General features: G+C 30.9%; 21 protein-coding genes and 1 pseudogene. 11 read left to right on the top strand and 11 right to left on the bottom strand.

Going from position 1 to position 22,041, the window contains the following annotated elements:
* Positions 1-460 precede the first annotated feature (460 nt).
* The 3 genes from B4A23_RS12215 (at position 461) to B4A23_RS12210 (ending at position 1,718) form a co-directional block, all read left to right on the top strand.
* Positions 461-979 (top strand): hypothetical protein, encoded by a 519-nt coding sequence (locus tag B4A23_RS12215; RefSeq protein WP_291120431.1) that lies wholly within the window; start codon positions 461-463, stop codon positions 977-979.
* A 113-nt stretch (positions 980-1,092) separates the two neighbouring features.
* Entirely contained in the window at positions 1,093-1,254 is a 162-nt protein-coding gene (locus B4A23_RS16575) for a lmo0937 family membrane protein (RefSeq protein WP_414647087.1), read from the top strand.
* A 272-nt stretch (positions 1,255-1,526) separates the two neighbouring features.
* The gene (locus tag B4A23_RS12210; RefSeq protein WP_291120429.1) at positions 1,527-1,718 is read left to right on the top strand and encodes a hypothetical protein; all 192 of its coding nucleotides are present in this window, start codon (positions 1,527-1,529) and stop codon (positions 1,716-1,718) included.
* Here B4A23_RS12210 and B4A23_RS12205 read toward each other — a convergent pair.
* The gene (locus B4A23_RS12205) at positions 1,685-2,200 is read right to left on the bottom strand and encodes a hypothetical protein (protein WP_291120427.1); all 516 of its coding nucleotides are present in this window, start codon (positions 2,198-2,200) and stop codon (positions 1,685-1,687) included. The two genes, B4A23_RS12210 and B4A23_RS12205, sit on opposite strands and share 34 nt — an antisense overlap.
* Before the next feature lie 136 nt (positions 2,201-2,336).
* Positions 2,337-3,521: a CynX/NimT family MFS transporter gene (locus B4A23_RS12200; RefSeq protein ID WP_291120425.1), complete on the bottom strand. Its 1,185-nt coding sequence runs from the start codon at positions 3,519-3,521 to the stop codon at positions 2,337-2,339.
* Positions 3,522-3,802: 281 nt separating this feature from the next.
* Here B4A23_RS12200 and B4A23_RS12195 point away from each other — a divergent pair, with 281 nt between their 5' ends.
* The 4 genes from B4A23_RS12195 (at position 3,803) to B4A23_RS12180 (ending at position 9,718) form a co-directional block, all read left to right on the top strand.
* Positions 3,803-4,570 carry a helix-turn-helix domain-containing protein gene (locus B4A23_RS12195; protein ID WP_291120423.1) on the top strand — a complete coding sequence of 256 codons (768 nt, stop codon included), beginning with the start codon at positions 3,803-3,805 and terminating at the stop codon, positions 4,568-4,570.
* A gap of 229 nt (positions 4,571-4,799) precedes the next feature.
* On the top strand, positions 4,800-6,941 hold the full coding sequence (locus B4A23_RS12190) for a TonB-dependent receptor plug domain-containing protein (protein ID WP_291120421.1): 2,142 nt from the start codon (positions 4,800-4,802) through the stop codon (positions 6,939-6,941).
* 11 nt (positions 6,942-6,952) lie between these two features.
* Positions 6,953-8,347, top strand: a complete 1,395-nt coding sequence (locus tag B4A23_RS12185; protein WP_291120419.1) for an HmuY family protein — start codon at positions 6,953-6,955, stop codon at positions 8,345-8,347.
* A 123-nt stretch (positions 8,348-8,470) separates the two neighbouring features.
* Positions 8,471-9,718 (top strand): T9SS type A sorting domain-containing protein, encoded by a 1,248-nt coding sequence (locus tag B4A23_RS12180; protein ID WP_291120416.1) that lies wholly within the window; start codon positions 8,471-8,473, stop codon positions 9,716-9,718.
* Positions 9,719-10,368: 650 nt separating this feature from the next.
* Here B4A23_RS12180 and B4A23_RS12175 read toward each other — a convergent pair.
* The 6 genes and pseudogenes from B4A23_RS12175 to B4A23_RS12150 form a co-directional block, all read right to left on the bottom strand.
* Entirely contained in the window at positions 10,369-11,406 is a 1,038-nt protein-coding gene (locus B4A23_RS12175; protein WP_286502164.1) for a hemin-degrading factor, read from the bottom strand.
* A gap of 81 nt (positions 11,407-11,487) precedes the next feature.
* Positions 11,488-12,192: pseudogene (locus B4A23_RS12170) on the bottom strand (heme ABC transporter ATP-binding protein); the annotation flags it as partial.
* A complete protein-coding gene (locus tag B4A23_RS12165; RefSeq protein WP_291120413.1) occupies positions 12,192-13,223 on the bottom strand; it encodes a FecCD family ABC transporter permease in 1,032 nt (343 codons plus the stop codon). The gene B4A23_RS12165 and the pseudogene B4A23_RS12170, both read right to left, overlap by 1 nt.
* Positions 13,224-13,239: 16 nt before the next feature.
* Entirely contained in the window at positions 13,240-14,109 is an 870-nt protein-coding gene (locus B4A23_RS12160) for a heme/hemin ABC transporter substrate-binding protein (protein ID WP_291120411.1), read from the bottom strand.
* A gap of 268 nt (positions 14,110-14,377) precedes the next feature.
* Positions 14,378-14,938 (bottom strand): DUF4256 domain-containing protein, encoded by a 561-nt coding sequence (locus B4A23_RS12155; RefSeq protein ID WP_291120408.1) that lies wholly within the window; start codon positions 14,936-14,938, stop codon positions 14,378-14,380.
* The gene (locus tag B4A23_RS12150) at positions 14,939-15,565 is read right to left on the bottom strand and encodes a hypothetical protein (RefSeq protein WP_291120405.1); all 627 of its coding nucleotides are present in this window, start codon (positions 15,563-15,565) and stop codon (positions 14,939-14,941) included.
* Positions 15,566-15,780: 215 nt separating this feature from the next.
* Between B4A23_RS12150 and B4A23_RS12145 the strand changes: the two genes are divergently transcribed.
* From B4A23_RS12145 to B4A23_RS12130, 4 genes are read left to right on the top strand one after another with little or no spacing between them, the layout of a single operon-like run.
* A complete protein-coding gene (locus B4A23_RS12145; protein ID WP_291120402.1) occupies positions 15,781-16,353 on the top strand; it encodes a helix-turn-helix domain-containing protein in 573 nt (190 codons plus the stop codon).
* Positions 16,354-16,363: 10 nt separating this feature from the next.
* On the top strand, positions 16,364-17,188 hold the full coding sequence (locus tag B4A23_RS12140) for a DUF3347 domain-containing protein (protein ID WP_291120398.1): 825 nt from the start codon (positions 16,364-16,366) through the stop codon (positions 17,186-17,188).
* A 21-nt stretch (positions 17,189-17,209) separates the two neighbouring features.
* Positions 17,210-17,638 (top strand): hypothetical protein, encoded by a 429-nt coding sequence (locus tag B4A23_RS12135; RefSeq protein WP_291120395.1) that lies wholly within the window; start codon positions 17,210-17,212, stop codon positions 17,636-17,638.
* 12 nt (positions 17,639-17,650) lie between these two features.
* Positions 17,651-19,915 carry a multicopper oxidase domain-containing protein gene (locus B4A23_RS12130; protein WP_291120393.1) on the top strand — a complete coding sequence of 755 codons (2,265 nt, stop codon included), beginning with the start codon at positions 17,651-17,653 and terminating at the stop codon, positions 19,913-19,915.
* 76 nt (positions 19,916-19,991) lie between these two features.
* Here B4A23_RS12130 and B4A23_RS12125 read toward each other — a convergent pair whose 3' ends face one another.
* From B4A23_RS12125 to B4A23_RS12115, 3 genes are read right to left on the bottom strand one after another with little or no spacing between them, the layout of a single operon-like run.
* Positions 19,992-20,570 carry a TlpA family protein disulfide reductase gene (locus B4A23_RS12125; RefSeq protein WP_291120390.1) on the bottom strand — a complete coding sequence of 193 codons (579 nt, stop codon included), beginning with the start codon at positions 20,568-20,570 and terminating at the stop codon, positions 19,992-19,994.
* 2 nt (positions 20,571-20,572) lie between these two features.
* Positions 20,573-21,547 (bottom strand): TQO small subunit DoxD, encoded by a 975-nt coding sequence (locus B4A23_RS12120; RefSeq protein ID WP_291120387.1) that lies wholly within the window; start codon positions 21,545-21,547, stop codon positions 20,573-20,575.
* Between the two features lie 51 nt (positions 21,548-21,598).
* Positions 21,599-21,961 carry a hypothetical protein gene (locus B4A23_RS12115; RefSeq protein ID WP_291120384.1) on the bottom strand — a complete coding sequence of 121 codons (363 nt, stop codon included), beginning with the start codon at positions 21,959-21,961 and terminating at the stop codon, positions 21,599-21,601.
* Between the last annotated feature and the right edge of the window lie 80 nt (positions 21,962-22,041).

Raw genomic sequence — 22,041 nt, 5'->3', positions numbered from 1 at the left:
AAACCAAAAATGAAAAAGGTTTTCAATTAAAAAATTGAGAACCTTTTTCTATGTAACATAATTTTTAAGACTTATTTGCCGATACAGAAAGTAATGAATCCTGTATTTATAAGGGTTGTGGAATAGTGAGGTGTAGTATTGGTGTAGTGGTTTTTGTAAATAAATTAACATAAAATATTAATATTTGCTAACTTTTTTCATATAAATAGTTAATTTTTCTTATAGATCTAATAAAACAATTTGGAATTTTAAATGAAACAATTTCTAAATGTTTTTTTAAAACAAATTTATTCTATTGAAACTGTTAGTTTTTGTGCTTTTTTCTAAAGTAATATTGTTTTCAATCTTAAAAAACAATACATAATCTAAAACTTTCTTAACTAAAATATGATCTCAATCATAAATATAAGTAATAGATGAAGTTACTTTAGTTAATGTTAATTCATACATTATGAAAAAGATGAAAAGACATCTAACAAAAACTTATGAAGAAATTCCATTACAAAAAGGTGGTGGTTTTCATGATACTGAAAATTTGAGGTATATTGATAGTGATGGTTTAATAGACGATTGTTATCAGATTTTAAGATGTCGATTTTTATCTATTAATTTATGGAAGTATTATTGTAACGATTTTTCTGCTGATTTTAGATTATATGATAAAGAAGGTTTTCATGTGGATAGAGTGCCTTTGGTAGGTGATTATATTCGTATTGATATACCTGTTCCTGGTACTTTTGGAGCAAAAGGTTATGATTGGGTAAAAATCATTTCTATATGTGAACATCAGTCAATTGATAATTTAAAATCAAGTTTATCGTTTATTTGTACACCATCTGTATCACCTTTTCGTAAGAAAAATAAAATGATTGTGCATTTTTACAATGAAAAAGCAACATCAACATTTCGTATAAGTAAAAATAATAATTCAATTAAAGTTGGAATATATGGACGAAACGAACATCCTAATCTTAATTAAACGAATTTTATTAATTTTTTTTGTAATTTATTTATTGCGATTGGAGGTATATTAGGATTTGCTAAAACAGAGTGGAAATGTTTGTACAATGGTTTAATTAATTTCTAAAACAGATGAAAAATTCGTTTGTATTGATAGCTATAATTCTTATTATCCTTTGGCTGTTAGGTTATTTTGGTTTGGGATTGACTTATGGAGGATTTATTCATTTTCTTTTATTAATGGCTTTAATAACGCTTGTTCTCAGATTTTTAATGGGTAAAGGCGAAAATTAAATAAAAAAATGTAATCACTTTTTACATTCTCACATTTATTTATGTTTTATTCTTGAAAACACTTACAATTATTTGTAGGTGTTTTTTTATTAAAAATAAAATCACTTATTTAAACGTTTTTACGTTTATGACTTGACTCATAAATCTCTTATGAATCTCTTAATAATTTAGCATCAAATAGAAATCTAATTAGTATTTCAATTAAAGTTCAATCCAATTTATTATATAAAAAATACTAGTCGACTTATATAATAAATTACAAAACTACAAATATGAAAAGGAGTAATTCAAACAACCACAATTCGCGAAACAATTCAAACAATGCAAAATCAACCTTAGAAGAAATTTATCAATTGGGTTATGATCATGGTTTTAACGATGCATCTGAGGATGAAGACTATGATGATGATTTTTCTGATTATGAAGATGACTATGATGATTTTATATCATGTTTCTCAAAATAATAATCTGCAAATTTGATATAAATATTGGCTTTAATGAGTTTTGACTCTGTATCATTTTTAGATTTAATTAAATCTAAAGCTTCAATATTCTTTTGTAAATAAAATTTAGGTAGTCCCAATTTACTATAATATGTAGCTTGTGTAGATAGAAAAAGAACTTTTTGTTTATTATTATTTTTTACATAATCCTCCTTTAAGGCTTTATCTATATAATATGATGCTTTGTCTAATTGGTTAAGAGCAAGTAATGCTTTAGAAATTAAATTGTATCCTTCAATTTTTTTAGGAATGTTATTTTGTTTTTCTGCTAAAATTATTGCTTTATTTGATTCAATAAGCATTTTATTGTAGTCTACTACAACATGTTGATTGGCAAGTTGTAGTAAGCTGTCTATCTTTTGTGTTGTGCTATTATTTGTCTTAACAAATACAAACTGAGCTGCTAAAATAAGCGCAATTAAAAGACTCGATTTAGGTTTCATTATTCTAATTAACAAGTTTTGATTAAGGTAATGTAGAATAAGAGTTTTAATTGCGTACTAATATACACTATTGATATCAATAAATGATAGTAATTTATTAAAATAATAAAACAATTCTTTTTTATTTAATTACGAATTAATCTTCTTCCACAAATTTAGGTTGAGAAGCTTTTATTCCAAAAAATGTTAGAATAATCATGCAGAACATTAAAAAGTATAATGAATAGCTCCAAGTAGAATCGATATCATATAATTTTCCGAAAATAGGAGGTCCAAATGCTGCAATTAAATAGCCAACAGATTGTGCCATTCCCGAAATTTTGATGGTTCCAATCATTGTTTTTGTTCTTAATGAAAAGAATAAAATAGAAAGACTAAAGGCAAATCCTCCTGCAATTCCAATTAAAATCGCACTCAAATAACTGAATTTCGCTTTGAAAATTAGCAATGTTATGATTCCAATAAAATATAAAGCAGAAGTTATGTAAATCATAATTTTTGGATTTTTCATGCGCGAAGCTAAAACTGGACTAACTAACATGGCGGGTAACATGGCAAGTTGTAAAACCGAAAATACCCAACCTGCATTGGTTTTTGTCATGCCAAAATCTATTAGTAATGTAGGTAATAATGCAACCAAACAATAATAAATCAACGATTGTAATCCCATAAAAATACTGATGTTCCATGCTTGTTTCGATTTGAAAATATTGAATTTTACATCTTCTGATTGAACAGTTTTTTGTTGAGTTGTTGTTTTATTTTTAAAAGAATCAATACAGACAATTATAAGTGCAGCTATAGCAGCTACAATCCAAACTCCAAGAGAACCTTTCCAACCTAAATTTGTCCAATTTCCAATTGCAATACTCAATCCAGAAGCTAATGCAGCGATTAAACTCATCGAAACCGAAAAAATACCCGTCATAATTCCAATTTTTGTTGGAAACGTATTTTTTATATACGCTGGTGTCAAAACATTTCCAATACAAATTCCTAATCCAATTAATAAGGAGCCGATATATAACATCGAAATATTGCCGTAAATACGGACGTAAATCCCGATAATTAGAATGATTAAGGAATAAATTAATCCATGTCGAATATTAATTTTTGCAGTGGCTTTACTCACTAAAATTGAACAAAATGCAAATACGAAAAGTGGAATTGAAGTCAATAAACTTGCCTGAAAATTGTCTATTTTTAAGACAGATTTCATTTCATCTAAAATTGGACTAACAGCAGTAATTGGCGCTCTTAGGTTAGTTGAAACTAAAATGACAACTGCAATTCCAATCCAAATATTTTTATTTTTTTCCATTGACTTGATATTTCTAATTCGGTTACAAAATTAATCATGTCGTTTTTATTAATTTTGCCATATATTATATTTAAAACGACAAATAAAATTAACATTTTGTATATCTTGAATTAAAATTCGTCAGTTCGAGTGATTTTTAGAAATGAAATGAATAAAAATTGTATCGAGAATTAAGATGAATTTTTATCTTCTAAAACCTTAATCTTGATACAAAATTCTTGCAGAATTTCACTAGAACTGACGGTTTTATTAAATGTACAAAAGGAAAAATTAATTCATTTATGAAACAGCTTATTGGAGAATATTCGGATCATATGACAACCAATACTTATGTTTGGTACGAGAAGAACCGCAAAAATACGGATGAGGTTCATTCGCATGATTATTTCCAATTGAATTATGTTGAAGAAGGTTACCAATATTTTCATATCGAACAAAAGATTTATTTAGTCCCTCAAAATCATGTTATTTGGATTCCTGCAAATAAGTTACATCGTACGACTTCTGAGGCGAAAACCGTCAATCCAATGTTGATTTTGTTTAAAGAAACTTTTAAGGAAGATTTTTACAATAATATTCATGTTTTTGTAGCACCGCCAATTCTAAAGGAAATGATGTTATATGCCTCAAAATGGAATAAATTTTTGGTAGAAGAGAAGGAGCAAATGATTTTCTTAAATTCGATGTTGTATAGTTTGCCTCATTTTTGTGATGAAAACCATAATCTAGAATTGCCAGTTCTTGTTGATACACGTTTAATTCCGGTGAGTGAGTATATTCATTTTCATTATTCGACAAATTTTAATTTGAATGAATTGGCAGATAAAGCGAATATGTCTGCTCGAAATTTGCAACGAATTTTCAAACAAGAAACAGGAATTACACTTCAGAAATACATGCAACTTGTCCGAATTTTAAAGAGTATCGAATTAATAGATACCAACAATTTTACATTGAGCGAAATAGCTTATAAAGTCGGTTACAAAAGTTTGTCTGCTTTTACAGCGTCTTATTTTGCTGTTACAAAAACAAAACCTAAACGAAAATAATTCGTTTTAATTTCCTTCAATTTTTACTTTCCTTAATTTAATTTTCAACAAATTAAGTTGATTTATAATGTTTTAACATCTCATTCTTTTATCAGGATTAGAAGATGAAACTCGATTTTTATCAGTATTCAATAAATTAATTTAGAATAAATAAAAATAAATTAAAAAATTCGTTTACATTTGCCTTATTAATTATTAGACTAATTCTAAATAATAAAATTAAGAACAAATGAAGAGGCGCTTTTTTCTACTAAGCTTACTTACAACACTAACTCTACAGGCTCAAGAAATTAATTCGTTTCCAAAAGATTCGACGATTAATTTGGAACAAACCGTTATTTCTGGGCAATATAATGCACAATCGGTCAGGAAATCTATTTACGAAGTAAAAGTGATTTCGCAAGAAATGATCGAGCGACAAGCAGGAAATACATTGGCAGATGTTTTAAATCAAACATTGAATATGAATATTATTCCGAGTTCTTCTACAGGAAAATCGACGGTGCAAATGTTTGGTTTGGATGCGCAATATTTCAAAATTTTGGTGGATAATATTCCATTAGTTAACGACGAAGGTTTAGGAAATAATACCGATTTAACGCAAATTAATTTAGATGATATTCAGCAAATAGAAATCGTAGAAGGTGCGATGGGAGTTGAATATGGAGCTAATTCTATTGCGGGAGTAATCAATATTATTACTAAAAAAGGAGGGAAGAATAAATTTGATATTTCTGCGACTTTGCAAGAGGAAACAATTGGCGACGAATACAATTGGAAAAATAAAGGAAGACATATACAATCCTTGAAAATCGGGCATAAATTTTCAGACAAAATCTACGCTAATTTAAGTTTTTCACGTAATGATTTTCAAGGATTTTTTGATGATAAAAAAGGAAAGAATTATCCTAATAATGATGGATTGAGAGGATACGAATGGTTGCCAAAAGAGCAAAATGCAGCAAAAGCATTTGTTCAATATAAAAAAGACAATTATCGTTTGTTTTATAAATTCGAATATTTCAACGAAGAGACCAAGTATTACGATCCCAATCCAATTGCTTCAACGAATGCGCCAACTGCGACGGTTGATTATTTTGGGAAAGATAGAGTGTATACGACAGATCGTATTTACAATCACTTAAATGCTTCAGGACGATTTAGGAAAGCGATTAACTATGATGTTTCTTTTTCGTATCAAGAACAAAAAAGAAAATTGAAATCATATAATTATGAAATTCTTGAAGGTGTTGAATATGATGTAAACAAGTTCGAATATGAAAGTCGAAAGGTGTATTATTCGAAAGGAATGTTCAGCAATTTTATCAATAAAAATGATTATTTCGATTTTCAATTTGGTTATGAAATCGATCAAACAAAAGGTTTTGCTTCAACTTCGGCAGGAGAATTTTTTCAAAAACCGATAGAAAGAAAATTAGGAACGTATGATTTTTTTGCTTCTTCTGAAATTAATCTAAATGATAAACTTTCGTTTCGTCCAGGTGCTCGCGTGATGTTTTCTGAGCAATTTGAAACGCAATATGTGATGAGTTTGAGTGCGAAATATCTATTTGGAAAACAGTGGGAATTGCGCGCGATTGTTGGTACTTCGCCACGTTTGCCAAATTATGAGGAAATGTATTCGTATTTCGTAGACGTCAATCATAATGTGCAAGGAAACGAAAATCTGAATCCAGAAAAAGGAGTTTCTGCTTTTGTTCATTTAAAAAAGAATTGGAATATCGGAAAAAATAATTCGTTGGAGCAAAAAGTTTCGTTGTGGAAAATTAATCTGAAAGATAAGATTGATTTGATTGTTGTTGAAGAGTCTCCACTGAAATATCAATATCGTAATATTGATAATTATGATGTGCAAGGTTTTACGTATTTGAATCAATTCAAAGTTCATCAATTTATGGGTGGAATTGGTTTTACGTTGACAGGAATCAAGCAAGATATTGATGAAGCAGTTGCTGCTAATTCAGTTAAAAATAAATATTTCTATTCAACGCAAATCAATGCAAATGTTTCGTACACTTTGCCAAAAACCAATACAATTTTCTCACTTTTCTATAAATACAATGGAGCTCAAGAGCAATTTGTCTTGAAAAATAATCCGTCAAATACAAGTGAACAAATTTTAGTAAAAGGCAAACAAGAAGCTTTTAACTGGATGGATGCGTCGATTAAACAAAGTTTTTGGAACAAAAAACTTGACTTAACAATTGGTGCGAGAAATCTTTTTGATGTGAAATATTTGAACAGTTCATCTGGAAATGATGGGGCGCACAGCCAAGGTTCTACGAGTATTTTGTATGGATATGGACGTTCGTATTTTGCTAAACTTACGTTCAATTTAGGAATTAATTAATCAAAAAAATCATGAAAAAAATATTTATATATACCTTATTGTTTAGTCTTTCTTTTTTGTGGTCATGTAATGATGAAAACAATCCAATTGGACAAGATTTTGTTGTTGCTTTTAAAGATGCAAGTATCGATTTTAGTAAGATTGATAATGAAAAAACAATAAATTTAATTTATTCTAAAGTTGCAGAACAAGATGGTGAAATTCATATCAAAGTAACCGAAGATAAAGCAACTTATAATGTCGATTATTCAACTTCTGTTGCAGTTACAAATCAAGAAATTATTATTCCAATCAAAAAAGGTGAAACGTCGACAAGTTTTACGTTCAAGAATTTGATTTATCCATTTGATCGTTCTGATAAAACAATTCAGTTTGAAATTACAAAAATTGATTATCCATCAGCGATTATTCAAGGATATTCGTCAACAAAAATCTCTTTCGAAAATTCGATTGGCGGAACAATGGATGTGGAAATTGACGGACCAAATCAGCAATATCAGGTTTATGTTGACTTAAGTAAAGGAACGCAAACAAAGGTAAAAAGAGATTCTTGGGATTTAGGTTTTTACAATGGAACAAATTTCCGTGTGATGTTAAATACTTCTATTTATATGGCGGTAAAAGCGTTGGACGAAACCGATTTGTCAAAAGTAACAAAAGCATCGGTTGGGAAATTAATCAATGAAGTTGCGGTAGGAACATTTACAGATTCTAATAAAGAATATGTTGACGATCCTGCTGGAGATATTTTGAAAACAGCGATTGCGGAAATTAAAGAATCAGATAACCCAGTTTATTTACTGAATTTGGGTTACGAAGTCGGAACATCAACGCCTGCGGTTGGTTCTGCGGCTGTTGCTGGAAATTCACGCGGTTGGAAAAAAGTGAAATTCATCAAAAAAGATGAGCAATATGTGATGCAATATGCCGATTTAGATGATACGACTTACAAAGAAAAAGTTATAGCAAAAACGTCATCGCATATTTTTGTTCACTTCAGTTTTACGACGAATGATATTGTAGATGTTGAACCTCCAAAATTAGAATGGGATTTGAATTTTACAGTTTTCACTAATCTTATTACAGGAAATGGTTCTTATGGATATTCGGATTACGTAGTCAATAATTTGAAAGCAGGTGCAAAAGCCTATCGTGTGGATGTAACCAATGAAATTACCTACGAAAAATTTAATGAAACGATGATTGATGAAACAAAATTTTTAGACGATCAGCGTGCAATTGGTGATTCTTGGCGACAAGTTACTGCTCCTCAAAAATTATTTTCGGATCGATTTTATATCATCAAAGATGCAGAAAATAATTATTACAAAATTAAAATGTTAGCTTTTCTGAATGCTTCTGGCGTGAGAGGTTATCCAAAATTTGAATATAAACTTATCAAATAAATTTATCATAAACATACTCATTATTAGTGGTTAGAATGCGTCAATCCGAGTCATACGGGTCAGAGTGTAATCTCTCGGATTGACTGTTCTAATTCTGAATAACAATTAAAAAATTATTATATCATGAAAAACAAATTTACACTTTTAGCAACAATCATTCTAACATCTGTTGCAATAAATGCACAAACAATAAAAGGTGAAGTCACAATGGGTGCAGCTTATGCAAATGATGTTTATTACGGATTGGCAGATCAATCGACGAATTCTGTAAATAGAAACGATTGGGATATTTCATTTTATCGAAAATCGAATATGTCAACAGGAATTCGAGTGAATGATGGTGCAGGAATTCAGGTGTACGAAGCATCAAATGATTTGTCGAAATGGAATGCAATTGATGTAGCAAATTTATCTACTTGGACTGCTTTGTATAATTCGGATACTGATTGGCAAAAAGGCGCTTTCAATAATGGTTCTGCGACATATGGTTGGGGTAATTATAGTATTGCAAATCATTACGTAAATGGTTCAATCATTTTTGTCTTGAAATATGCAACAGGAGAATATGTAAAATTGAAAATAGATAATTTTGCAGCTCCTTTAGGCGAATATAATTTTACGTATTCTAAATTGACAAATGGAACTTGGTCTGCTGATACAAAAGTAAATCTTGCACATAAAACCAATCCAACTAATTTGTTCAATTATTATAGTTTATTGACTGATAAAGCAGTTACACCAGAGCCAGACCAAAGTAAATGGGATTTGAAATTTACAAAATATGTTACACCACTTACGACGAATGAAGGTGATGTTGTGATGTATACGGTAACGGGAGTTTTGCAAAGTGATTTGATCAAAGTAGCGAAAACAGAATCTGGAAATCCTACTGATGATACGGCTTATGTAGCAGATATTAATGCAGTTGGATATAATTGGAAAACCTTATCGGGTTGGTCTTATGTAGTGAATCCAACGAATCATTTTATCAAAAATACATCTACGAATCAGATTTATAAATTAGTTTTCAAAACTTTTGAAGGAACTTCTACAGGAAAAATAACATTCGATTACGAAAATGTAACAACTAATTTAGGAACAACAGAATTAGCCAAAACGAAGTTTGAAATTTATACCACTTCTCAACCTAAAACAATTGGTTTGGTGTACAATTCGCAAGAAGCGAAATCATCTCCATTAAATATTCAAATTTATGCGATAAATGGACAATTGGTGCATCAAGAAAGCTATCAACCAACGTCATCATTTACAAATAAAACAATACAATTAAGTAAACTTTCGGCTGGAGTTTACATCGTAAAAGTACAATCTGCCGATAAAGTTGAAACGAAAAAAATAGTTTTGAAATAAAGTTTTGAGTACTTTATTTGTCTCTTTGTGTGAGGTCGTCTGGAAAGACGACCTTTTTTTATTATGTGATTTTATAATGCTTTAAAAATTGATAAGTTAGAAAGAATTATAAAGTTGTTTATTAGATTTTACTTTCGCGAATTTTAGGCTAATCAAAAATACAAAAAGAGTAAATATTTCTGAAAATATAAATGTTATGAATGGTTCTATCAACTCTTCATTCAGTAAATATTTTGAGATGGTAAGTTGAAGTATAAATAAAGGTGTTATTGTACAAAATAAAACTAAACGTGTAAAATTTAATTTATTATCAAACATTAAGTTTTGAAAAGGAAACTTGAATAAATAGACAAAAACATATATGAGTCCAAATATAACAGGAACAATAAAATCTACAATAAATAGATCAATATGATCAAGAAAGATGGTTTTCAGAAGAGTAAAAAATAGTGTAAATCCTACTGAAAAAATCAACATACTTAATATATAAGGTTTGAAAATGAATTTTATTTTTTCTTTTGTCGTTAGCATAATCAAATATATAAAACTCTTGATGAAAGACTAAATTATAGTACAATAAAAACCCGATTAACATTTTCTATTAATCGGGTAAAATTTAGTGTGAAATATAAAATTTAGTAAGATTCTTCTTAATTCAATTCAGCAACAATCTCGCGCCATTGCTCCAATTCAGGAATACCTGGTTTTCTTTTTCCAAAGAATTGAACAATAATTTCGCCTTTGTCGTTAAAAACTTCAATCGCTGTTACAATACCATCTTCAGTAGGTTTTCTAACAATCCAAGTTGAGGCAATTTTTGACATATCTAGGTGCATATTAAAATCTGGATCCAAAATATTGAACCAGTTTTCGTGCCACATCGTACGTTTAATTTCACCAGTATGAATCTGAATATTTCCTTTGTTTCCTGTGAAAACCATAATTGGCGTTTGCGTTTCGGCAGATTTTTCTAAAAACTGAACAATTGCTTCATTCGAAATTTGTTTTGCATGATAATCCGTCGGAGCCAAACGCAACGCTTGCGTACGTGTAACGCCGAATTTGCGCAACATCATAAAGAAATTGTGCGTGTCTTTCAACTCAACCCAAGCTTGTTGAAAACCTTCAATATCAATTTCGTTATCAGGTTTTTCTGTAACATTATTTTCGATGATTTCTGTTGCAGGGATTGTTTGTTGATCTTCGTCTTTGTATTTCTCAACCAATGCATCAAACGCTTCTACATTACTTTGCGGAACCAAATATATTTTGTGAATAGCTTCGCCATCTTTCCCGAAAAATTGTAAACTTTTGCGTTCTCCATGTTCAGATTTTTCTACAACTGCAAAAGCTGTTTTCCAATGATTCAAGAAAATTCGCATATCAATATCTTCCCCAACAAAAAGTTGTGCGTGAGGCGAAGAAAAATCAGGGTTCAGATAAATACCTTTGCGTTCGTGCACACATTCGTTGTTGCGCGTCAAAGCCATCACTTTTCCAAGTGATTCTATTTCTTGTAAAATCGCAGCAAATTCAGGTTTTAATTTTGTAACATTATCGCCTAGTTGCGTTGCTAAAAGTTCCATTTCGCTAACGCCAAGTTCCTTCGCTGCGTTACGTATTCTAATTTTAGGTTGATTTGCTTTCAAATCTTCCCATTGTTGTTTTAAATCTGTAAGTGTGTTCATTGTAATTGTTTTTTTACCGAATAAAATAAGTGGTTTTTGGTCGATTGGATTTTTACAAATGGTACAAGGAAATCTGTAAATTTTGGAAATGATTTCTGGTCGGAAAACCTTTTCTGGACTGTCTTGATAAACAATTTTTCCTTTGTTCATTAAGATCACTTCATCAGCAAACTGAGAAGCCAAATTAAGGTCGTGCATAACCAAAATAACTAAGTTTCCTTTTTGTTTAAAATCATTCAGAATTTCTAACAAATTAAATTGATGAGAAACGTCCAAATTATTCAAAGGTTCGTCTAATAATAGTAGTTTTTGATTGACTTCATTCTCTAATTGCACAAAAACGCGCGCCAAATGTACACGCTGTTTTTCGCCACCAGAAAGATGAATGTAATCCCTGTCTTTTAAATGATTGATATCGGTTTTGGTCATCCAATAATCAACCGCATCGATGTCTTGTTGTTGAGGTGAATTTTGAAAATATGGATAACGTCCCATCAGCACAACTTCCTTCACTGTTAGTGGAATATCAGTTGGTTGATGTTGAGAAAATTTTGCTTTATGTTGCGGTAAATCTTCTTTTTTCCAATTTTTTAAGGCAATATCTTTTAGTCGAATTAGGTTAGCATTTGGTTCAATTTCATTCGCGATATAGCTCAATAAAGAAGATTTTCCTGCACCGTTTGGTCCAACGATAGCAATCATTTTTCCTGCTTTTGCATCAAACGAAATCGTATCTAAAATCTTAAATGATTTGTGTTGATAATTAATATTTTCTACCGCTAACATTACAGTGATTTTTTATAATTCATTAAAATTGAAATAAAAACTGGCGCGCCCATTAACGAAGTTAAAATTCCGATTGGAATTTCGGATGGAGCAACCAATGTTCGACTGATTGTATCTGCTACAATGACTAAAATTGCGCCTAAAAATGCAGATAATGGAAGAATGATCACATAATTTGATTTGAAGACTAATCGTAAAATATACGGAACGATTAATCCTACAAATCCGATTGTTCCTGTAAAAGAAACAATTGTTCCGACTAATAAAGCTGAAAAAACAATGATTTGTCTTTTCGTTTTTTCGACATTAATTCCCAAATGTTCAGCATCTTTTTCGCCCAACATCATCGCGTTTAGTATTTTTCCTTTTCCAATTAAAAAGTAAAAACTTACACTAACCACGATTGTTAAAATTAAGATTTTGTCCCAGTTGGCACTTGCAATGCTACCTAATGTCCAAAATGTTAGATTGCGTAATTCTTCTTCTGATGATAGATATGTTAACAATCCGGTTGCAGATCCGCATAAAGCAGAAATGGCAACTCCGGCTAACAGTAAAATGGTGATATTTGTTTTTTGATGATGTGAAGAAATTTTATACACAAAAACTGTGGAACACATAGCGCCGACAAATGCCATCAAACTAAGCAATGAGTAATGGATAATTTCTGGAACAAAATCTTTGATATATCCTCCCAAAACAATCGTAATTGCAGCAAATAAAATACTTCCTGATGTTATCCCAATCAAGTCTGGAGATGCCAATGGATTTTTGAAAATACCTTGTAGACAAGTTCCTGCAACCGCCAAACTAGCACCAACCAAAATAGACATAATAATACGTGGTAATCGTAAATCGAAAAGCACATAATAATCGCTGTCGTTGATGGTAGTTCTATTGGTAATCGCTTTGTTGATAATGGATAGGATGGATTCGTTAAATTGATAAACACCCAGAAATAATGCAAGAATTGCAAGACCAAAGATGCCTAAACTTAATAAAGAAAGATGTATTCTAATTTGCGGATACATGTTGTTTTAGACTTTTTTATTTTTGAAGTAATTGATTTAATTGCGCTGCTGCTTGTCCAACACGTGGTCCAAATCCAGAAACCAATTGACCATCCATCGCGATGATTTTTTTGTTTTTTCCTGCATTTGTAGAAGCTACACCTTCTAATTTTAGTACGCCGTCAACGCCACCAATACTTTCTAAGCCTTTGTCAAACATCAAAATATAATCAGGATTTGATTTTACAACCGCTTCTGGCGTTAATGGTTTGAAATCTTCAAATTCTGTAATAGCATTTTGTCCACCAGCAATTCCAATAATTTTTTCCATTGGTGTGTTTGTTCCAGCAACCATCAAGTTTCCTGCTCCACGAGCGTAAATGAATAATACTTTTGGTTTTGTAGCCAAAGGTTTTACAGCTTTTAAATCTGTATCAATTTTAGTAGTAATAGCATCAAAATCTTGTTTATTTTGAGAAGTTGCAACCGTTTTTACTAACTCTTTCGTTCCTTCAACTGAATAATCTTGTTTTACAATTTCAGTTTGGATTCCAGCATTTTTTAATTGTGCAATTTGTTCTGGATTCAAGTCTTTATCCGTTGCATATACTTTTGTTGGTTTCAAAGCCAATAAAGCCTCGATTGACAAAGAACGAGTATGTCCCAAATCTGTTGCTTTTTCCTTTACAGATGCAGGGTAAGTACTTGTAACGTCAACACCAACAAGGTTATTTTCTTCTCCTAAATCAGCTAAAATTTCAGTAATTGCTCCATTTAAAGAAACAATTTTTTCGTTCGAAATCGTATTCTCTGTTTTTACTTCTTCAGTCGATTCATTTTTTGCTTCTTTATTCGTGCAGCTTGCTAATAGAGCTAAGATTGCAGTAGAAATAAATAGTTTTTTCATTATTATTTGTATTAAGTCTAAATTAAAATACAAATATTAGGAAAAAGATTTAGTTAGACAATATTTATTTAGAATAATTTAAAATAAAAAATTAAGGTTATAGATAACTTATTAATTGATAATGATTTTATTTGAAGGTTTGTTGCTAACAAAAAATAGAATGTGATGTTGAAACGAGTTCAACATGACGATGATTTGTTTTAAATAAATGAATATTTCCTCTCTTGAAAGGTGATAGGGGGAGTGTAAACAATAATTATTAAAGTACCTAAACTTTTAAAATTCCTCTAAAACCACGAGCTGCATAATAAGATTGTGCGCCGTTGTGATAAATAAAAACAGTTCCGTAACGATAATCGCCAAATATAGCACCGCCTAATTCTCTAATTTTTTCAGGAGTTTTTAACCAACTTGACGTTTTTTGATCGACAATTTCTACAGTTTGCAACAAACGATATTCTTCTTCGGTCAATAATTCAATTTTCATATTTTTTGCAACATCAATCGCATTATTTTTTGGTTGATGTTCTTTGCGAGACGTTTGTCCTTCGTAATCATACGCCAAACTTCTACGCTCTTTCGGACTTTCTGCCGAACAATCTACAATATAATACTCGTCTGTTTTATCATCATAAAAAATAACATCAGGTTCTCCTCCGGTAATTTCCATTTGATGTAAAGACCAATTTTTTTCAGGTTGATTAATGATTTTCTCTTCAATTTTTAGCCAATCAAAATCTTGATGTCTGTGCATATTTTTCTCAAAACGCTCTTTCAAAATTTGAATGCAGTTATTTTGTTCTGATGGAGTTAGTTCTTTTTGAGGCATTTATTTATTTTTTGATTTTTCTTGTAATATTTGAATGGCACCACTAGCCGAATTAAGAGATAATTGAACGTAAATATTATCTCCTTTCGCACTTCTAATGGCATAAACTCTTACAGGTTCGTTCCAATAATCAATAGAACCTTCTTCGCCTAAAGTTTTATCATTATTGTTAAGATAGTCAGTTTGTTCATTTGTCAACTTTCCATTAAAAATTAAAACACCATCAAGTTTTTTTATATTATCATCAAAGTTTTGAGTAATTTCTTCAACAGACCAATCTTTTGTATCATTATCTTTTTTGCTTAAAAATGCTTTAAAAGTTTTACCAGTTAATTTGACAAAATCATTTTTCTTACCAATAGGGAAATAGATTTCACCAGTTTCATTTTCTAATGGAGAGTTAGTAAATTTCACATTTTCAGGAATTCCAATATGTGGAAATTCTCCAAATTCACTGAAGTTTACATTAGAAACTGGAATGTTTTCTATATTAAATGAATCAGAATTATGATCTATTTCATTTTTGACTTGTTTATTCGTATTTGTAATTTCTTCTTTTTTTGAACATGAAAAAATAGAACATAAACTTATTGTAAGAATAAATATTAGAGTTTTGGTAGCTTTCATTTTAAGTGATTTTATTATTATCAAATATATTCAAAAAACAGATGATTTTGGTAATTCATTTATCAAGAATAGGTTAATGAAAAATGATTAATCTGAAAATTATATACATCATCTCGCAAATTGTATAATCTTTTGAAATGAAGTTGTACGAAATTTGTAACATAAGATTTTGTAAATTTAAGTGAATTAAATCGCTCAATTTCGAAGAATATATTATGGACAATACAAGTAAATTATTTATAAAAAATATGGTTTGTCATCGCTGTAAAGTAGTGGTTGGACGAATTTTGAAGATGAATAATATCGAAACAAATCATATCGAATTGGGAGAAGTTGAATTGAAAAATCCGATAAATTCTGATCAATTAGAATTGGTTCGAAATGAATTGGAAGAAGTTGGTTTTGAATTAATCGATGATAAACGTAGCAAGTTGATTGAACAAATCAAAACATTGATTATTCAATTGGTTCATCAAGAAAATAACGAACTGAAAGTCAATTTGTCTGATTATTTGAGCGAACAAACGAAGTTAGATTATAAATATATTTCGAATCTTTTTTCGGAAATGGAAGGGCAAACAATTGAGAAATATTTTATTCAACAAAAGATAGAAAAAGTCAAAGAATTAATGATTTATGATGAATTATCGTTGAGTGAAATTGCGTTTCAATTGAATTATTCGAGTGTGGCACATCTTAGTGCACAATTCAAAAAAGTAACTGGTTTGACGCCGTCTGTTTTCAAGCAATTGAGCAAACATACGCGTCGACCAATTGATAAAATCTAAATTAAAAATCATGAAAAAGTATAGTTTTTTAATCATCGGAAGTTTTCTTGCTTTTGCTGCAAATGCACAATTTAAAAATCAAGAAACCAAACAATTTCAAGTGAAAGGAAGTTGTGCAAATGCAAAAGAATTAATTGAAAAAGCAGGAAATCAACCTCGAATTTCGAAAGTAGATTTTGACACAACGACTCAAACAGCTTCGATTTCATATAATAAAGCAAAAACAAATTCGAACGAAATCTTGAAAAATATTGCGCTAGCAGGTTTTGATAACTCAGAGTATATGGCGCCTGATGAAGCTTATGCAAAATTGGAAAAAGATTGTCAATATTCTCGGGATAAAAAAATGTTGATGAACCATCAAGAAATGGATCATCCTACTCATAATCAAACTGAAGCTTCTCAACAAAAAAATCAATTGTCACAAGTTTTTGATACTTACTTTTCGTTGAAAGATGCTTTTGTAAAAGCAAATGAAAGTGAAATTTCAAAACAAATTACAGTATTTTCTCAATCAATTTCTATTGTAGAAATGGGTAAATTTTCACATGAATCGCATATGGTTTGGATGGAAGTTTTGAATGATTTAGAAGCAACTTCGAAACAATTAGTTCAAGAAAAAAATATTGATAAACAACGTTCAACTTTTGCAAAATTATCACAATCAATGTACAAATTAGCTCAAAAAGCAAATCTTGGTTACACGGTTTATTATCAAAATTGTCCTATGTTTAATGGCGGTTCGAATTGGTTGAGCAAAGATTCGGCTATTAAAAATCCTTTCTACGGAAATATGATGTTGACATGCGGAAGCACAGTTGAAACATTGAAATAGTAATTAAAAAATTGAATGAAAATGAAGAATTTTAAGATAGTTTTAGGTGTTTTAATATTAAGTGTTTTTGCATTAACATCTTGTCAAAATAAAACAGAAGAACCAACAGTTACTGCTCAAGAAGAACAGATGTCAGATATGATGCAACCTTCGCAAACAATGGCTTACAATGTTGGAGATAAAGTTCCGAATAAGCAAGTTTGTATGGTGAACAATGCGTATATGGGCAAAGATCAGTTTGAAGTTCCTTATGACGGAAAAACGTATTATGGATGTTGCAATATGTGTGTAGAAAGAATTCCGAATGATGAAACTGCGCGTATAGCGAAAGATCCTTTTACAGGAAAGGAAATCGATAAAGCGGATGCGTATATCGTTTTGAAAGATCAACAAGGAAATGTTGATTATTTCGAAAATGAGGAGAATTATAAGAAGTTTAGTCAATTATAATAAATCATTCACATGAGGAAATTACTTTGTTTACTTTTTATTCCGTCGGCGATTGCTTTACAAGCACAAAAACGTGTGGAATACGATTTATATGTACGTGATACCGTTGTTAATTTTTCAGGAAAAGAGAAAAGAGCGATTTCGGTAAATGGTCAAATTCCTATGCCAACTTTGGAGTTTACGGAAGGTGATACGGCTGTCATTCGTGTACATAATAAATTGAATGAAGATACTTCTTTGCATTGGCATGGTGTGTGGTTACCAAATAAAGAAGATGGAGTTCCGATGTTGACGCAAATGGGAATCAAACCAGGTGAAACGTACACGTATTCATTTCCGATTATTCAGAACGGGACGCATTGGTACCATAGTCATTCGGGGTATCAAGAACAAATAGGAATGTATGGTTCGATGATTTTGAAGAAACGCAAAAATGATCCCACTTTCCGAAAAGGAATTGATGATTTACCTACAATTCCTGTAATGTTGAGTGAATGGACAGATCTTAATCCAAAAAATATTCAGCGAATGTTGCATAATGCAAACGACTGGGCGGGAATCAAAAAAGGTTCAACGCAAAGTTATGCTGAAGCAATTCGAGAAGGGCATTTCAAAACAAAATTGACCAACGAATGGAAACGTATGTTGGCGATGGATGTGAGTGATGTTTATTACGAAAAATTCTTGATAAATGCTCAGAATGAAAGTCAACTGAAACAATTCAAAGCAGGTGATAAAGTTCGTTTACGTATTTCGAATGGTGGTGCGTCGACTTATTTTTGGTTGCGTTATGCGGGCGGAAAAATTATGGTTGTAGCAAATGATGGAAACGACGTAGAACCTTTGGAGGTTGATCGTTTGATTATTGGCGTTTCCGAAACCTACGATGTTGTAGTTACAGTTCCTGAAGGTGGTTTATCGTATGAATTTCAAGTAACTTCAGAAGACAGAACGGGTTCGGCTTCGTTGTTCATTGGTGATGGAAAGAAACAATTGATGGAACCACTTCCGAAATTGAAGTATTTCGAAGGTATGAAAATGATGAATGACATGATGAATATGGACGGAACAATGAACGATATAGGCATGAAAATGAGCTTGCAGCAAATGGATATGAATACCGTGATGTATCCTGAAATTTCTGGCGAATCGAAAAAGAAATCCAAAAAATCAAAGAAAGATTTGGCAGAAAATCATCAAGAAATGAATCATTCAGAAATGAGTGGAATGGATCATTCTTCGCATGGAAATACATCCTCAAACATCACTACTTTGAATTATGGAATGCTAAAATCTCCTGAAAACACAACACTTCCGAAAGATGCTCCAATAAAAGAAATGCGTTTCGAATTAACGGGAAATATGAATCGTTATGTGTGGAGTATGGATAACAAAGTATTTTCTGAATCGGATAAAATTCCAGTCAAAAAAGGCGAAATTCTGCGTATTACCTTATACAACAATTCGATGATGCGTCATCCGATGCATTTACATGGTTTCGATTTCCGTGTCATCAATAAAAATGGTGAATATTCTCCGCTGAAAAATGTGTTGGATATTATGCCGATGGAAACAAATGTGATCGAATTTGAAGCGAATACAGAAGGAGATTGGTTTTTTCATTGTCATATTTTGTACCACATGATGGGCGGAATGAATCGCGTTTTTGAAGTTGGAGATTATCAAAATCCAAATTTACCAAACAAAAAACATGCGTATAAAATGTTACAAATGGAAAGTAATATGAAGCATGTAATGGCAGAAAATGATTTTGCAACAAATGGGTTAGATGGTATGTTGATGGTGCAAGATGCACGTTGGGCATTGACTTCGGAATGGAGTATAGGTTACAAACCAGAACATGGTTATGAAGTTGAAACACATTTGGGACGTTTTATAGATCGAAATCAATGGTTTCAAGTTTTTGTTGGATTTGATTGGAATCAACACAAAATGTTAGCAGAACACGGAAATGTAGAGAAGAATATTTTTGGTCAAAAAACCGATCGTAACAAAGGTTTATTCAGTACAGGTTTTGTGTATAAGTTACCAATGTTGATTGATTTTCAAACCGAAATTTATCATACAGGAAAAGTTCGTTTGCAATTGATGCGTGAAGATATTCCAATCTCAAAACGTGTACGAGCAGGTTTTATGTGGAATACAGACAAAGAATATATGGGTGAATTGAGCTATATCTTAAATAGAAATATGCATATCAGAACTCATTACGATAGTGATATGGGGTTTGGCGTAGGATTGCGATTGGTTTATTAGAAATATAAATAGTACAAAACAAAAAGCTTCGAGAATTTTCTCGAAGCTTTTTTATGTTTTTATAATTCTTAAAAGATTAATTCATCGCTTTCAATTCATTCAAGAAATCAACAATATCTTGTCCAGAATAATCTGCCATTCCCATTGTTGTATGTGCAATATTTCCTTTCTTGTCCAAAATAACAGTTGTTGGTAAAGAACCATTAAAAAACTCAGTTGGAATAGCTGAATTTGGATAAACCACAGGCAACGATAAATTTTTACGTTCCATAAATTTCGCTACTTTATCACGTTTTCCTTCTACTTCAACCGTCAAAATAACGATGTCTTTGTCATCTTTTACTTTGTCATAAAGTTTTTGAATAGATGGCATTTCCGCAATACAAGGAGGGCACCAAGTTGCCCAAAAATTCATGAAAACAACTTTACCTTTCAAATCTTCCATGTTGACAGATTTTCCATCAGCATACACCATTTCGAACGTATAATTTGCTTCAGATTTTGGTTGAGTTGTTGGTTCAACTTTTTCTAATTTCGGTTCAAATAAGCCTAATTTCATTAAACCTTGTTGCATCATTGCTTTAGCTTCTGGCACAAAAAGTAAGACCAAAGCCAGCGCGCCTATGATAATTGTTGAATAATTTCTTTTGATCATTGCTATAAATTTGTTATTGTTTGTTCCCATTGTAATCCGCTTATATCGGTTAAAACTACTTTGTGAATTTTGTCTGAAATATCAAAATTCAGATTTGCTTTCGCACCCAAAGGTAACACCAAACTGTGTTTGTGCGGTGTAACTTTTGCTACATAATAATTCGAAATTTGTTGTTTGTTCAAATTTGATAACTCTTTCATATCCAATCTTTTAATTATTTTATTTTGATGATTATGAAAATCAATTTGAATCAAAAAAGAGCCATAAACATCAGCGCCTTCTATTCGCATTACATCAAACGAAACCTTGTTTTGATGTTGTTTCAAATTTGAGATTTCTACTTTTGGTTTGACAGATTTATTGTGCAAAGTCCCGTAAACTCCACCATGAAAAACCTGATTTGTAAACAAAGTAACGAATAAAATAAAAAAACTAAAACCTATAAAATGAGGTCTGTATTTTTTGATTGAAATTGAATTCCAATTATTTTCTTGTTTGATAAATTGATTTTTATTGAAAAAATAATCCAACGAAATTTTTCCTGAACCAGCCTGAAATAACGTAAAACCTCCAGCTAATCCTAAAACCCCAATTTGCCATTCGTCCAAACAAGTTGTGCCAATCCAGCCCGAGCCAAGTAAAATTCCCATTGCCAAAAAGAAAACAGCAATACTCATGAGACGGGTTTTGTAACCAAGCATTAAAAGTAAACCAACAATGCCTTCTACGATGGTGAAAATCCACATATTCCAAAGCAACGCTTCAGGATTTTCGACTAAATATTGAATAAGTGGTTTGATGAAAAGGGCATTTGGTAAAAAATGATTGAATTTTTCGCCAATATAACCCGTAGCTTCTGGATCGAGTTTATTTTCTAAAATTAAACGCCTCCAAAAGGCAGAAAAGTACGTCCAACCAATGACTAAACGTAACGCCAATACAGCATTACCCATTGATAAAACAGATTTATTTTGCATGAATTTTTATATAAGTGATTGAATATTGTTGTCTAAATTAATTAAGGAAAATTAAGACATCAACGAGTATTTCAATTGCTTATACAACAGATAAAAAGGTATTTTTGGTGATTGAATTTCATTCGAATCAATATCTTCTTTGATTAATGAAGAACGTGCTAACCCAATGAAATGAATAGATGAATTTGGTAAATCGAAATTCGGAATATCATGATTTTTTGTTGATTTTTTAATCGTTTCAAACTTAACAATCGTACACGAATTCGAATGATTTTGATTGATTTTGACTTGAGAAGTTTTTGTTTGATGAACATTTTCTACTTGTAAAATCGTATGAATAGAAGCTTTGATGCTACATGGCGTAAGTAGCACAAAAATCGAAGAGATGATTAAAACGAAACTTCTAAAATTCATGAAACGAAACTAATCATTAATTTTCAATAAAAACCAATTCATAATTAAACTTTAAGAAATTATTAGAATTTCTATCTTTG

Origin of the sequence: Empedobacter sp. UBA7248, from assembly GCF_002472945.1 — a bacterium.
Lineage (GTDB): Bacteria > Bacteroidota > Bacteroidia > Flavobacteriales > Weeksellaceae > Empedobacter > Empedobacter falsenii_C.
Note: the sequence above shows the minus strand (reverse complement) of the source record. Positions and strands in the feature narration are given on the sequence as shown.

Coding starts and splice junctions, on each gene's coding strand:
- B4A23_RS12215 (WP_291120431.1), top strand. CDS start 461: ATGAAAAGACATCTAACAAAAACTTATGAAGAAATTCCATTACAAAAA.
- B4A23_RS16575 (WP_414647087.1), top strand. CDS start 1,093: ATGAAAAATTCGTTTGTATTGATAGCTATAATTCTTATTATCCTTTGG.
- B4A23_RS12210 (WP_291120429.1), top strand. CDS start 1,527: ATGAAAAGGAGTAATTCAAACAACCACAATTCGCGAAACAATTCAAAC.
- B4A23_RS12205 (WP_291120427.1), bottom strand. CDS start 2,200: ATGAAACCTAAATCGAGTCTTTTAATTGCGCTTATTTTAGCAGCTCAG.
- B4A23_RS12200 (WP_291120425.1), bottom strand. CDS start 3,521: ATGGAAAAAAATAAAAATATTTGGATTGGAATTGCAGTTGTCATTTTA.
- B4A23_RS12195 (WP_291120423.1), top strand. CDS start 3,803: ATGAAACAGCTTATTGGAGAATATTCGGATCATATGACAACCAATACT.
- B4A23_RS12190 (WP_291120421.1), top strand. CDS start 4,800: ATGAAGAGGCGCTTTTTTCTACTAAGCTTACTTACAACACTAACTCTA.
- B4A23_RS12185 (WP_291120419.1), top strand. CDS start 6,953: ATGAAAAAAATATTTATATATACCTTATTGTTTAGTCTTTCTTTTTTG.
- B4A23_RS12180 (WP_291120416.1), top strand. CDS start 8,471: ATGAAAAACAAATTTACACTTTTAGCAACAATCATTCTAACATCTGTT.
- B4A23_RS12175 (WP_286502164.1), bottom strand. CDS start 11,406: ATGAACACACTTACAGATTTAAAACAACAATGGGAAGATTTGAAAGCA.
- B4A23_RS12165 (WP_291120413.1), bottom strand. CDS start 13,223: ATGTATCCGCAAATTAGAATACATCTTTCTTTATTAAGTTTAGGCATC.
- B4A23_RS12160 (WP_291120411.1), bottom strand. CDS start 14,109: ATGAAAAAACTATTTATTTCTACTGCAATCTTAGCTCTATTAGCAAGC.
- B4A23_RS12155 (WP_291120408.1), bottom strand. CDS start 14,938: ATGCCTCAAAAAGAACTAACTCCATCAGAACAAAATAACTGCATTCAA.
- B4A23_RS12150 (WP_291120405.1), bottom strand. CDS start 15,565: ATGAAAGCTACCAAAACTCTAATATTTATTCTTACAATAAGTTTATGT.
- B4A23_RS12145 (WP_291120402.1), top strand. CDS start 15,781: ATGGACAATACAAGTAAATTATTTATAAAAAATATGGTTTGTCATCGC.
- B4A23_RS12140 (WP_291120398.1), top strand. CDS start 16,364: ATGAAAAAGTATAGTTTTTTAATCATCGGAAGTTTTCTTGCTTTTGCT.
- B4A23_RS12135 (WP_291120395.1), top strand. CDS start 17,210: ATGAAGAATTTTAAGATAGTTTTAGGTGTTTTAATATTAAGTGTTTTT.
- B4A23_RS12130 (WP_291120393.1), top strand. CDS start 17,651: ATGAGGAAATTACTTTGTTTACTTTTTATTCCGTCGGCGATTGCTTTA.
- B4A23_RS12125 (WP_291120390.1), bottom strand. CDS start 20,570: ATGATCAAAAGAAATTATTCAACAATTATCATAGGCGCGCTGGCTTTG.
- B4A23_RS12120 (WP_291120387.1), bottom strand. CDS start 21,547: ATGCAAAATAAATCTGTTTTATCAATGGGTAATGCTGTATTGGCGTTA.
- B4A23_RS12115 (WP_291120384.1), bottom strand. CDS start 21,961: ATGAATTTTAGAAGTTTCGTTTTAATCATCTCTTCGATTTTTGTGCTA.